General features: G+C 68.0%; 11 protein-coding genes. 2 read left to right on the top strand and 9 right to left on the bottom strand.

The window, feature by feature from the left end; genetic code table 11:
• Positions 1-10: 10 nt before the first annotated feature.
• A complete protein-coding gene (locus ACYVAN_RS11305) occupies positions 11-796 on the bottom strand; it encodes a pyridoxamine 5'-phosphate oxidase family protein (RefSeq protein ID WP_460958540.1) in 786 nt (261 codons plus the stop codon).
• A gap of 393 nt (positions 797-1189) precedes the next feature.
• On the opposite strand from ACYVAN_RS11305, the gene ACYVAN_RS11300 reads away from it, so the two are divergent.
• Positions 1190-2293 carry an FAD-binding oxidoreductase gene (locus tag ACYVAN_RS11300; protein ID WP_460958538.1) on the top strand — a complete coding sequence of 368 codons (1104 nt, stop codon included), beginning with the start codon at positions 1190-1192 and terminating at the stop codon, positions 2291-2293.
• A 44-nt stretch (positions 2294-2337) separates the two neighbouring features.
• On the opposite strand, the gene ACYVAN_RS11295 is transcribed toward ACYVAN_RS11300, so the two are convergent.
• The 8 genes from ACYVAN_RS11295 to ACYVAN_RS11260 all read right to left on the bottom strand — a co-directional run bounded on the left by ACYVAN_RS11295 (position 2338) and on the right by ACYVAN_RS11260 (position 9558).
• A complete protein-coding gene (locus tag ACYVAN_RS11295) occupies positions 2338-2802 on the bottom strand; it encodes a heat shock protein transcriptional repressor HspR (RefSeq protein ID WP_460958536.1) in 465 nt (154 codons plus the stop codon).
• Between the two features lie 2 nt (positions 2803-2804).
• Entirely contained in the window at positions 2805-3995 is a 1191-nt protein-coding gene (gene dnaJ / locus ACYVAN_RS11290) for a molecular chaperone DnaJ (protein WP_460958534.1), read from the bottom strand.
• Positions 3996-4264: 269 nt separating this feature from the next.
• Positions 4265-4960, bottom strand: coding sequence for a nucleotide exchange factor GrpE (gene grpE, locus ACYVAN_RS11285; RefSeq protein WP_460958532.1), 696 nt, complete (start codon positions 4958-4960; stop codon positions 4265-4267).
• The gene (dnaK, locus tag ACYVAN_RS11280; protein ID WP_460958530.1) at positions 4957-6831 is read right to left on the bottom strand and encodes a molecular chaperone DnaK; all 1875 of its coding nucleotides are present in this window, start codon (positions 6829-6831) and stop codon (positions 4957-4959) included. Before dnaK ends, grpE begins: the two co-directional genes overlap by 4 nt.
• A gap of 448 nt (positions 6832-7279) precedes the next feature.
• Complete coding sequence (locus tag ACYVAN_RS11275; protein ID WP_460958528.1) at positions 7280-8062, bottom strand: DUF4097 family beta strand repeat-containing protein; 783 nt, start codon at positions 8060-8062, stop codon at positions 7280-7282.
• Positions 8063-8174: 112 nt separating this feature from the next.
• Positions 8175-8756, bottom strand: a complete 582-nt coding sequence (locus tag ACYVAN_RS11270) for a TetR/AcrR family transcriptional regulator (RefSeq protein WP_460958526.1) — start codon at positions 8754-8756, stop codon at positions 8175-8177.
• Complete coding sequence (locus ACYVAN_RS11265) at positions 8753-9079, bottom strand: DMT family transporter (RefSeq protein WP_460958524.1); 327 nt, start codon at positions 9077-9079, stop codon at positions 8753-8755. The genes ACYVAN_RS11270 and ACYVAN_RS11265 overlap by 4 nt, the downstream gene beginning before the upstream one ends.
• A gap of 50 nt (positions 9080-9129) precedes the next feature.
• On the bottom strand, positions 9130-9558 hold the full coding sequence (locus ACYVAN_RS11260) for a DUF1707 SHOCT-like domain-containing protein (protein ID WP_460958522.1): 429 nt from the start codon (positions 9556-9558) through the stop codon (positions 9130-9132).
• Between the two features lie 470 nt (positions 9559-10028).
• Here ACYVAN_RS11260 and ACYVAN_RS11255 point away from each other — a divergent pair, with 470 nt between their 5' ends.
• Positions 10029-12320 carry a (Fe-S)-binding protein gene (locus tag ACYVAN_RS11255; RefSeq protein ID WP_460958520.1) on the top strand — a complete coding sequence of 764 codons (2292 nt, stop codon included), beginning with the start codon at positions 10029-10031 and terminating at the stop codon, positions 12318-12320.
• The last annotated feature ends 64 nt before the right edge of the window (positions 12321-12384 follow it).

The raw sequence follows: 12384 nt of genomic DNA, 5'->3' as shown, positions 1-12384 counted from the left end.
GCCGGGTGGGTCAGCGCGAGCCGGAACCGACCTGCTCGGCTTCCTGGTGCCACGGTCGCGGCGTTCCCTTGGCCGCGAAGTAGTCGCCGCCTTTGCGGCCGGTGTCGTCGGTACCCCAGCTCCGCTCCCGCAGGACCGGCGCCAACCGGGGAATGTGCTTGCGGCAGTGAATGTATGCCTCCTCGACCTGCACGACCACCCATCGCTCGGGAATGCGACCACGGTTGAACTCGGTGGGCAGGCTCGGGTGGACGGCGCGCAGGTCGCCCTCCTCGACGATGCGTGCCCTGCCGTTGATGTGCAGCCCGATGAGGTCCGTGACGAAGTCGACCATGAGCATCCCGACGTGCGGGTTCTCGCTGATGTTTCCGAGGCTGGCCATCACGCCGTTGCCCCGGTACTCGGGGTAGGCCACGTGCCGGTCGTCCAGGATCTCGATGAAACCGGGCGGGCCGGCGCGCAGGCTGGAGTCGCAGTCGCCGCCCGCGTCGGCGGTGGCCACGAACAGCATGTCCATCCGGGCGACGAACTCCCGCATCCGCGGGTTGAGGTGGTCGAGGACCTGGTCGTCGTAGAACCGGTTCGCGCGCTTCTCGCTGCCGTACGCGTACTGCAGCAGGTGCTCGCCGGAGGACCCGGGCAAGCGGGTCTCCCGGCCGGAAGCGGTGGGGTCGGTCACCGCGCCCGAGGGGTCGAGGTCGCTCTGCTCGACTTCGGAAGCGGCTGGTTCGGACATCTCCAGGTCGAGCCATTCGGGGGCGGCGGTGCCGGTGTGGCGTAAGTGATCGGGGGTCACAGCGACACAGTGCCATGCCCATGCTCCGGACGAACAACCCCGGATGGAGTGATCCACACGAAACTGCTGCTCACGCGATCTTCCAAGACCGTTAGGCTAACGCGAACGGCATTCACGCGACATACGGAGTCGAGGGCACGTCACGCTCGCGGCCCGGCCGACGAGTCGCCGAGCACGAGACAGCGAAGAACACTCAAACGTGCCATCAAGCAATACAGATCGCTGGAGAAACGTTAAGGTCCACCCCGTCGGGGGAACGCTTGCCAGCAACGGTGCATCGGATCCGGTGTACCCGCCCAACGTGGAGAAGACTGCGCCCGAGCTATGACAGCCAACGCCGTACTGAATCCAGAGCCGCCCCCGCGCCCCGAAACGCCCCCTGGTGTAAGCCAGATGGTCCAGCTCATCCGCGATAGCTGGGCAGTGGTCGAACCCCAGTCCGACGAGGTCGCCAGGTTCTTCTACGGCATGCTGTTCAGCCTCTCCCCCCAAACCCGCGAGCTCTTCGCGGTCAACATGGAGGTGCAGCGCAGCAGGCTGCTACGGGCCCTGGTGCACGTCATCCAGATGGTCGACCGGCCCGACGAGCTGCTGCCGTTCCTGCACCAGCTCGGCAGGGACCACCGCAAGTTCGGCGTCGTCACCGACCACTACGAAGCCGTCGGGACCGCGCTGCTGGCCTCCATCAAGAAACACGCGGGCAGCCACTGGACCGAAGAAGTGGAACGCGCGTGGGCCGAGGCGTACACGGTGATGGCCTCCGCCATGACCGAAGCAGCCGCCGCCGACGAAGGTCCCGCCTGGTACAACGCCGAGCTCGTGCACCACGAGCGGTTGAGCTGGGACGTCGCGGTCATCCGCCTCCGACCCGATCACCCCGTCCCATACCAGGCGGGCCAGTACGTCAGCGTGGAAGCGCCGCAGCGCCCGAGGTTGTGGCGCTACCTCACACCCGCGAACGCCCCGAGCGAAGACGGCACGCTCGAATTCCACATCCGGGCGGTCGAGGGCGGATGGGTCAGCCGCGCGCTGGTCGGCCACGCCCGGCTGGGCGACCAGTGGCGAATCGGCGCACCGATGGGCCGACTGAGCGTCGACCGGGGCAGCGACCGGGATGTCCTCATGATCGCGGGTGGTACCGGACTCGCCCCCATGCGCTCGATCATCGAAGAACTGGCGCAGTACGGGAACAACCCCAATGTGCACCTGTACTACGGTGGCCGGACCCGCGAGGACCTCTACGATCTGGAGAACCTGCAGCGGGTGATGATGAGCAACCCGTGGTTCTCGGTGACCCCGGTACTCGAAGACGACCCGAGCGCGACGAACGCCGAGCAGGGCACGCTCGCCGACGTGGTCGCCCGCACCGAAGGCTGGGAGAAGCGGGACGTGCTCGTGGCCGGGTCACCGCAGATGCTCCGCGCCACCGTTTCGCGGCTGCTGGTCGCCGGTGTTCCGCTGGACCAGATCCACTACGACCCGTTCGCCATGGACTGACCAGCGCGCTCAAGGCAGCAGACCGTAGGCGGAGGTACCGGCGTTCACCTCCGCCGTGAACCGGGCCGCCAGACCACCAGCGCCGTTTCCTGCCGCACCGGCACCAGGTCGCGCCGGTAGGTGGCGTGTACCTGGGCGGCGGCTTGCTCCGCGGCCGCGTGCGCGGCGGCCAGTTCCTCCATCAAGCCCTGGACCTGGTCGCGCAATGCGTCGACCTCGTTCTCCAACTCGATGATCCGCTTGATTCCGGCCAGGTTGACGCCTTCCTCCTGGGACAGGCGCTGGACCTCGCGGAGCAGGGCGATGTCCCGGGCCGAATAGCGCCGACCGCCCGCCGGGGTACGGCCGGGGGATACCAGGCCGAGCCGGTCGTAGCTGCGCAGGGTTTGCGCGTGCAGACCCGACAGTTCGGCGGCAACGGAGATCACGAACACCGGACTGTCCTCATTGGCCCCAGGCGGAAATCCGATCGTCACGTCGAACCGCGCGAAGTGCTGACTGCTGGTCATGGCTACCTCCCGAGCAGCTCATCCAAGTCCGCACGCGGGTTGTGATCGGCGGTCGCCTCGGAGTACGCGCGAAGCGCCTCGGCAGCCTTGCCGTCCAAATTGGACGGAATCGCGACTTGCAGGGTGACGAGCAGGTCACCGTTGCTGCCGCTCTTGCGCTGCACGCCCCTACCGCGCACTCGCAGCGTGCGCCCGCTGCTGGTGCCCGGCTGCACCTTCAACGAGACCTTCCCGTCCAGGGTCGGCACCGTCAACGTAGTACCCAAGGTCAATTCGGGGAAGGTCACCGGCACCGTGATCGTCAGGTCGTCACCGGAACGTCCGAAAACCCGGTGCGGGCTCACGTGCACCAACACGTAGAGATCGCCGTTCCCGGCGCCGTTCCTACCGGGTTCGCCCCGACCGGCCAGCCTGATCCGCTGACCGTCCGATACTCCCTGCGGGACACGAATGCTCATCGACCGCGCCTGGGTGCTCACACCCTCGCCACGGCACTCCACGCAGGGGCTGTCGATGATCTGGCCCTTGCCCCGGCAGTCCGGGCACGGCTCGCTGAACGCGAAAGCGCCCTGGTTGCGCGTCACGAGTCCGGCGCCCATGCAGGTCGAGCAGGTACGCGGACGGGTACCCGGCTTCGCGCCGGAACCTCGACACGTCGAGCAGGTCGCGGGACTGGACACCCGTAACGGCACCGTCACACCGCGCACCGCTTCACTGAAGTCGATGCGGACCTCGGTTTCGACGTCGGCGCCTCGCCGCGGCTGGTTCGGCGCGGCCGTCGTGCCACCACCGCGGCGGTTGTTGAACAGCCCGCCGAAGAGGTCACCGATACCGCCACCGCCACCACCCTGGGCACCGCCGAAGATGTCACCCAGGTCGAAGCCACCGGCCCCCGCGCCGGCGCCACCGCCGTATCGACCGAAGCCGCCCTGTCCCTGACCGCTGCCGAAGCCGCTACCGAACAGGCTCCTGGCCTCGTCGTACTGCTTGCGCTTCTCCGAGTCGGAGAGCACCCCATAGGCCTCGGAGACAGCCTTGAACTTGGCTTCGGCCTTGTCGTTTCCGGGGTTGGCGTCGGGGTGGTTCTCCCGTGCCAGCTTCCGATAAGCCTTCTTGATCTCGTCGGCCGAAGCATCGGACGAGACGCCCAGCTCGGCGTAAAAATCCTTGTCGAGCCATTCCCTGGCACTCACCGGACGCCCCTCCTTCGGAGTCATTGCCCACGATGGGCCTGTTTTCAAGACGGAGCCGGTTTCTCGCGGTGGGCCGATCGGCACGCGGCGACATTCTCGGACGCCGACCTCGCGTGCCGCTCACCGCCACCGACGAGAGGACGGACCACTCGGTTCGCGATCTCGCGGTGGGACCGCACCGAGCCGTAGCGGCCCGCACCGTCCGCACGAACCTTTCGGTTCATGCAGGTCCGGGTGGCCCGGACCGCGCCCGGACCACCCGTCCCCGATCAGTTCTCCTGCGTCGATTCCTCGTCCGGCTCGTAGTCGGTAACCGCGACCATCGCCGGCCGCAGCACCCGCTCACCGAAGCGGTAGCCACGGCGCAGGACCGTGGTCACCGTCGGACCCGACACCTCGGAGGAAGTGCTGTGCTGCACCGCCTCGTGCACCGAAGGATCGAACTCGTCGCCCTCTTCGCCGAAGGCTTCCAGACCCGCCGTGGTCAACGCGGCGGTGAGCTTGTCCGCCACCGACTTGAAGGCTCCGGTCAGGTCCCCGTGGCTCTCGGCACGTTCCAGATCGTCGAGAACCGTCAACAACTCGCCGGCCACGGACGCCTTCGCCGACTCGATCACGGCTTCACGGTCGCGCTCGACGCGCTTGCGGTAGTTGGCGTACTCGGCGGTGACCCGCTTCAGGTCCGCCGTGACCTCGTCAACCCGCGTGGCCGTGTCCGCATCGGCGGCCGGGGCCGAGTCCTCGGACCCGGCCTCGACACCCTCGGCTCCAGCAGCCTGGGCCAGTTCGTCATCCAACGTGCCGGAAATGCTCTCCGCCACCGACTCACCACCATTCTCGGGCGAAGTCCGGAGTTCGCCGGTCTGCGGGTCTATGCGACGCCGATCCCGGACGATCACCGGCTCCTGTTCTCCCGCGTCCTGCGGGTCGCTTTCCCCGCGCTGGTTCGCCTTGTCGGAAGTCACTTCTTCTTCTCGTCCTCGTCGTCAACGACCTCGGCGTCCACGACTTCCTCGTCCGCGGATCCCTTGGCACCCGCGTCGGCGTCACCCGCGGTGGCGTCGCCTGCCTCACCAGCACCGGCCGCGTTCGCCCCGGCGTCGGCGTAGAGGGCCTGGCCGAGGGCCTGGGACTCGGTGGCGAGCTTCTCGACGGCGGCCTTGATCGCCGCGACGTCCTCGCCCTTGAGGGTCTCGTTGACCTCGTCGATCGCGACCCGCACCTTGTCCTTGGTCTCGGCGGGCAGCTGCTCGTCGTTGTCGGTGAGCACCTTCTCGGTCTGGTACACCAGCGTCTCGGCCTGGTTGCGGGCCTCGGCGTCCTCGCGGCGCTGCTTGTCCTCTTCCGCGTGGGCCTCGGCGTCCTTGACCATCTGGTCGATGTCTTCCTGCGGCAGCGCGGAGCCACCGGTGATCGTCATCGACTGTTCCTTGCCGGTGCCCAGGTCCTTGGCGTTGACGTGCACGATGCCGTTGGCGTCGATGTCGAACGACACCTCGATCTGCGGCACGCCGCGCGGCGCGGGCGGCAACCCGGTCAGCTCGAACATGCCGAGCTTCTTGTTGTGCGCGGCGATCTCGCGCTCACCCTGGAACACCTGGATCTGCACCGACGGCTGGTTGTCATCGGCCGTCGTGAAGGTCTCCGAGCGCTTGGTCGGGATCGTGGTGTTCCGCTCGATCAGCTTCGTCATGATGCCGCCCTTGGTCTCGATGCCCAGGGACAGCGGCGTGACGTCGAGCAGCAGGACGTCCTTGACCTCGCCACGCAGCACACCGGCCTGCAGGGCCGCGCCGACCGCGACGACCTCGTCCGGGTTAACGCCCTTGTTGGGCTCCTTGCCGCCGGTCAGCTCCTTGACCAGGTCACCGACGGCCGGCATCCGGGTGGAGCCACCGACGAGCACCACGTGGTCGATGTCGGCGACGTTGATGCCCGCGTCGCGGACGACGGACTCGAACGGCTTGCGGGTGCGCTCCAACAGGTCGGAGGTGATCCGCTGGAACTCGGCGCGGGACAGCGTCTCGTCGAGGAACAGCGGGTTCTTGTCGCCGTCCACCGTGATGTACGGCAGGTTGATGTTGGCCGTGGAGGAGCTGGACAGCTCGATCTTGGCCTTCTCAGCGGCTTCCTTGATCCGCTGCAGCGCCATCTTGTCCTTGGTCAGGTCGATGCCGTTGGCGCTCTTGAACTTGTCGACGAGCCACTCGACGATGCGCTCGTCCCAGTCGTCACCGCCGAGGCGGTTGTCACCACTGGTGGCGCGGACCTCGACAACACCCTCGCCGATCTCCAGCAGCGACACGTCGAACGTACCGCCACCGAGGTCGAAGACCAGGATGGTCTGTTCCTTCTCGCCCTTCTCCAGGCCGTAGGCCAGCGCCGCCGCCGTCGGCTCGTTGACGATGCGCAGCACGTCGAGACCGGCGATCTGACCGGCTTCCTTGGTGGCCTGTCGCTGGGCGTCCTCGAAGTAGGCCGGGACGGTGATCACCGCGTCGGTGACGTCCTCGCCCAGGTACGCCTCGGCGTCACGCTTCAGCTTCATCAGCACGCGGGCGCTGATCTCCTGCGGCGTGTAGTTCTTCTCGTCGACCTCGGTGTTCCACTCGGTACCCATGTGGCGCTTGACCGAGCGGATGGTGCGGTCAACGTTGGTGACCGCCTGGTTCTTCGCAGGCTGACCGGTGAGGATCTCGCCGTTCTTCGCGAAGGCGACGACGGACGGCGTGGTCCGCGAGCCCTCAGAGTTGGCGATAACCGTCGACTCACCGCCCTCAAGGACGGAAACGACGGAGTTGGTCGTCCCCAGGTCGATACCGACCGCTCGCGCCATGGATGGTTCCTCCTGCTCATTGCCTATGCGCTCAGGACCACAACGACCCTGAGCCTTTCCGACTCAAGTTTTACCGACCACCCCTACCGGCCGTCAAGCCAGGGTTGAGCCGGAGCCACTCAAGCTTCCTGCCCACACAACGCCCGAGCAGCGATGTTTGTTCCCGTCGAACCCTCGCACGCGCACCACGGGCCCTCCGAGCACCCCGCAGCGAACCCGCTGGGCGAGCAGCTGTGGGGTCGGGGGCCGTGACGGAGTCGGGCCGAGGCCGCCCGAGCCGACGCGCCGGCAACCCGCGCGCGGTTCCCCGCGGGCCGCGGGCCAACCGCCCGAGTTACAGCGGGACAGCAGCCGCCGACGCCTCGGAAGACGACCGAGCGGCAGGCGAACGGATGACCGGTACGGGCGGCCGTTGAACGGGCCGCCGGCGAAGGGGCGGCCGGGCGGGTCAGGTTCCCGGTTCGACCAGGATGTTTCCGCTACCGGTGGACAGCGTCAGCTGTCGCTCGGCATTCGGATCCTGCCGGACTTCGACCTCGGTTTCCCCACTGCCGGTGTCCGAATCGACCCGGTAGACCTCTGCGGGCACGCCCAGGGTGATCTCCCCGCTGCCGGTCTCCGCTCGCAACGAGCGGGAATCGAGCAGGTCGAGTTCGATGCCCCCGGAGCCGGTGCGCGCCTGCACGTCCCGCCCACCGACGTCGGTGCCCTCGATCTCGCCGCTGTTGGTCCGCACGTCGAGCGAACCGCCGACCCGGGCGAGTTCGATCTCGCCGGATCCGGTGTGCGCCCGGACCGTCCCCGCGACATCCCGGACGGTCACGTCGCCCGAACCGACGTCGGTGTCCACGGCCGACATCCCGAAGACCTCCAGATCACCGGATCCGAGCTCGCCGTCGACGGGTACCGGCACGGGCAGCGTGACGACGTAGTCGACCGAGCAGCTCCACCCGCACGAGGTGTCCAGCAGCAGCTCGTCTCCGTTGACCGCGTATTGCGTGCCGGCGTCCCGGCCGAACCAGCTGTTCGACCGCTCCTCCACCCGGGCGGGCGCGTTCGGCACGTGCCGCACCTGCACGTCCCCGCTACCACTGGTCACCTCGACCGACCGGATGCCGCTGAGTTCGGTCGCGTGCACTTCCGGTGACTGGCCGAACGGCCCCCATGCGAGCACGCTGCCACCGATCAGCAGCAAGGTCGCACCACCGACCGCGAGTCCTGTCCGCACCATGTACGTCCCCCTGTTCCAGCAGCCCCCAAATTACGCCTCCGGGCCTCCGCACGGAGGGTGAATCTCCCCGATTCGACCCCGAGAGCGCCCCTGAGGCACGCCCCCGGGAACGTCACGACGGGGGCCCGGACGGCTGCAGCAGGACGCGCAGGGCCGGTTCGAAATCCTCCGCGGGCGGTGGCTCGTCGGCGATCAACCCCTGGATGAGCAGCCCGTCCAGCGCGGCGAACAACGCCCGGCTCCTGCCCGGGTCGAGTTCACCGTCCGGGTCGAGCTCGGCGGCGGTGACCTCGATCCAGCGGCGTGCGGTGGACCGCAGCGCGGGCCGACGCGCCGCGAGCAGGTAGAGCTCGTATTCGGCCAGGGTTCGATCCCGGAACTCGCGAACCATCGCGGCCAGCCTTCCGGCGAGCGCCCGTTCCGGAGGAACGCCGTCGGCGATCTCCGCGCGGAGGCTCCCGATCTGGCCGATCATCGACTCGACGGTGTCCAGCAGAGACGCCACCAGCAGGTCGTCGATGCCGTCGAAGTAGTAGGCGATCGACGCCGTGGGCACGCCGGCCTCTCGCGCGATGCCGCGGTGGCTGACCGCGGCCACTCCGTCGCGTTCGACGACCCGCAGGGTCGCTTCGACGATCGCGCGCCGCCGCCGCTCTCCCTTGGCGCGGCGCCCGTCGACCGGTACTGATGTCAATGGGCCGCTCCCAGCTCGAGGGTGACGACCCCGGTCACGATCAGTGCCAGGCCGCCCATCTGCACCGGGGTGATGCTCTCCTCGAGGAAGGCGGCGCCGATCAGGGCCACCAGGGCGACGCCCGCGCCGGACCAGATGGCGTAGGCGACTCCGACCGGGATCCCGGCCTTGAGCACGGCGGCCAGCGCGGCGAACGCGGCCGCGTAACCGAGGACCACCAGGACGGAGGGCAGCGGTTTGGTGAAGCCGTCCGCGAGCTTGAGCGAAACGGTGCCGATCACCTCGGAGAGGATCGCCACCGCGAGCAACATGTAGGACACCACGCACACTCCCCAATAAAACTGGACGAATGTCCCAGTTTTAGGAGTCTACGCTATGAATCGCCGGGCTCGTCGCCGAAGATCGATTCGGCGGCGAGGACCATCGCCCAGATCCCCAGGGGCAGGATCGGCCAGAAGAAGAGCGGCCCACCGGCGGCGATCGAGGTCAACAACCAGATAGCCACCAGCACGAAGGCCGCGCTGGACCACTCCCGCCACTTCTTGGCCACCGCGCGGGCCTCGGACTTGCGCACCTCCGCCGAACCACCCTGTCCGGCAGTCGGTGCGGGTGCGGGCGCGGGCAGGTCCGTCGTCAACACGGCGAGGTCGGCGAGCGTGACGGCCGCGTAGGCGCGCTGCAGCCGCTCGTCGTACTCCGTCAGCGTGATGCGCCCCTCGCCCAGCGCGTCCCGGAGCCGCTCGGCGACCGCCTCCCGGTCCGCGTCGGCAGCTCGCATCGACGGGTTCTCCGAACTGGCCATCACAGCCCCCTTCATGCGACCGGAGGGCGCCGGAATCCCGGACCGCACGGCACCGACCTGCGATGAAACGACGATACCGGGATTCCGGGAGATGGTGTACCCGCTCAGCCGGAGCACCGAATGCCGTGGGATAGTGGCGAATGTCGCATTCGCGCGACCAGCGGCCTGCAGACGGCTCCCGCCTGCCGTCGCCTCCCGCCGCCGAAGCGATGCGCGACGTGCGGATTCCGTGCTCCCAGCAGGGCGAACACGCCCGTTCGCGCCTGCGGCCGTGCTTCCCGCCGACCTCGCTCGGGGCCTGGTTCCGGATAGCACCGGCAAAACTGGACGATCGACCGACTAGTTTTTCACTCGCGAGTCTCGCAGAATCACCGACTGTTCCCACCAGGAGCGAAGCCCGGTAGGTTACTGGCGGGTAACAGGGCGTACGCTCCTGCTGTCACCAAAACCCGGAGGAAAGGCACCCGATCATGGGCGCTGTACAGATCACCCTCGGCGGGATCTCGGTCGCGCTGGGCATCGTCGCGTGGTGGATGTTCGCCGCGACGATCGTCCGCTTCGTGCGCACAATTCAACTCGGGCAGCCCGACAACACTCGCAACGGGCCCTTCCTGCCACGGATGAAGACCCTGATCAAGGAGTTCGCGGCCCACACGCGGATGAACAAGTACCGCAGCGTCGGGCTGTGGCACTGGCTGGTGATGTGGGGGTTCATCCTCGGGTCGCTGGCACTGTTCGAGGCGTACGGCGAGGTGTTCGTCCCCACTTGGGGCTGGCCGATCCTGGACGAGCTCTCGGTCTTCCACCTGCTGATGGAAATCCTCGGCGTGGGAACGATCGTCGGCATCCTCGTGCTGATGGTGATCCGCCAGCGAAACCACCCGCGCCGGGCCGGCCGGGTGTCCCGTTTCGCGGGCTCCAACTTCCGCTGGGCCTACTTCGTCGAGCTCGTGGTCCTGGTCGAGGGCATCGGGATCATCGGCGTCCGCGCGGGCAAGGCCGCGCTCGGCGTGCACCCCGTTCCGACCTGGGCGGCGTTCGCGTCGAACCCGCTGGGTGAGCTGCTGCCCGCGAGCCCCAACCTGGTTTCGGTGTTCGCGTTCATCAAGCTGATGAGCGCGACCGTCTGGTTGATCGTCGTGGCGCGCACCATGACCATGGGTGTGGCCTGGCACCGGTTCAGCGCCTTCTTCAACATCTACTTCAAGCGCGAGGACGACGGCGGCGTCGCGCTCGGCGGTCTGAAGCCGATGATGAGCGGCGGCAAGCCGTTGGACCTCGAAGAGGCCGATCCCGACGAGGACGTCTTCGGCGTCGGCAAGGTCGAGGACTTCAGCTGGAAGGGCTTGCTGGACTTCACCACCTGCACCGAGTGCGGCCGGTGCCAGGACCAGTGCCCCGCGTGGAACACCGCCAAGCCGCTGTCGCCGAAGCTGTTGGTCACGTCGATGCGGGACCACGCGTACGCCAAGGCCCCGTACCTGATGGCCGGTGGTAGCAAGGACATGGCCGGCGACGAGGTCGGCATCACAGGCGATGACGCCGACGAGCGCATGGCCAAGATCGACGCGCTCGCCCTCGCCGAATCCGAGCGCCCGCTCGTCGGCGGCCCCGACGAGCTCGGGGTCATCGACCCGGACGTGCTGTGGGCCTGCACCAACTGCGGTGCCTGCGTCGAGCAGTGCCCGGTCGACATCGAGCACGTCGACCACATCGTCGACATGCGGCGCTACCAAGTGCTCATCGAGTCGAACTTCCCGACCGAACTCGGCGGGATGTTCAAGAACCTGGAGAACAAGGGCAACCCCTGGGGCCAGAACGCCAAGGACCGGCTCGCCTGGACCGAGGAACTCGACTTCGAGGTTCCGGTCTTCGACGGCGAGCTCGACGACGACACCGAGTACCTGTTCTGGGTCGGCTGCGCGGGCGCCTTCGAGGACCGCGCGAAGAAGACCACCCGGGCCGTCGCCGAACTGCTGCACATGGCGGGCGTGAAGTACACGGTGCTCGGCCCGGAGGAGTCCTGCACCGGTGACCCGGCACGCCGCGCGGGCAACGAGTTCATCTTCCAGATGCTGGCCCAGCAGAACGTCGAGGTGCTCAACTCGGTGTTCGAGGGGCGCGAACCCGGCAAGCGCAAGATCGTCGCGACCTGCGCGCACTGCTTCAACAGCCTCGCCAACGAGTACGCCGAGCTCGGCGGGGACTACGAGGTCGTGCACCACACCCAGCTGCTGAACAAGCTGGTGCGGGAGAAGCGTCTCACCCCGGTCGCCCCGGTGGCCGAGGACGTGACCTACCACGACCCGTGCTTCCTGGGCAGGCACAACAAGGTCTACACGCCGCCGCGGGACCTGGTGGAGGCGTCCGGCGCCAACTTCCGCGAAATGCCCAGGCACGGCGACCGTTCGATGTGCTGCGGTGCCGGTGGCGCCCGCATGTGGATGGAAGAGCGGATCGGCAAGCGGATCAACGTCGAGCGTGTCGACGAGGCGCTCGGCACCGCGCCGTCGAAGATCGCGACGGGTTGCCCGTTCTGCAAGGTGATGCTCAACGACGGGTTGACCTCGCGGCAGAACGAAAAGAGCGCGTCGGAGAACGTCGAGATCCTCGACGTGGCCCAGCTGTTGTTGGACTCGGTCAAGCGCGGCACCGACGGCGCCTCCGCCGCCGGGCCCGACGACGGCCCCGGCGACGAGAACCCGACGGATGTCGAACCGACCGGTGCACCGCTGCCGGACGAGGACAAGGCCGGTAGCTGATCAGCTGAGCGATCGCGAACGCAGTGGAGGGGCGGGCCTACTGGTCCGCCCCTCTTCTCGTGCG

The organism is Parasphingorhabdus pacifica (assembly GCF_054779195.1).
The sequence above is the reverse complement of the archived record's forward strand: the minus strand, read 5'-3'. Positions and strand labels throughout refer to the sequence as shown.

What these genes read in the sequence shown, in the direction of transcription:
- ACYVAN_RS11295 (WP_460958536.1), bottom strand. Translation starts at nt 2,802, where the DNA reads ATGACCAGCAGTCAGCACTTCGCGCGGTTCGACGTGACGATCGGATTT.
- ACYVAN_RS11255 (WP_460958520.1), top strand. Translation starts at nt 10,029, where the DNA reads ATGGGCGCTGTACAGATCACCCTCGGCGGGATCTCGGTCGCGCTGGGC.
- ACYVAN_RS11300 (WP_460958538.1), top strand. Translation starts at nt 1,190, where the DNA reads ATGGTCCAGCTCATCCGCGATAGCTGGGCAGTGGTCGAACCCCAGTCC.
- dnaK (WP_460958530.1), bottom strand. Translation starts at nt 6,831, where the DNA reads ATGGCGCGAGCGGTCGGTATCGACCTGGGGACGACCAACTCCGTCGTT.
- ACYVAN_RS11275 (WP_460958528.1), bottom strand. Translation starts at nt 8,062, where the DNA reads ATGGTGCGGACAGGACTCGCGGTCGGTGGTGCGACCTTGCTGCTGATC.
- ACYVAN_RS11260 (WP_460958522.1), bottom strand. Translation starts at nt 9,558, where the DNA reads ATGGCCAGTTCGGAGAACCCGTCGATGCGAGCTGCCGACGCGGACCGG.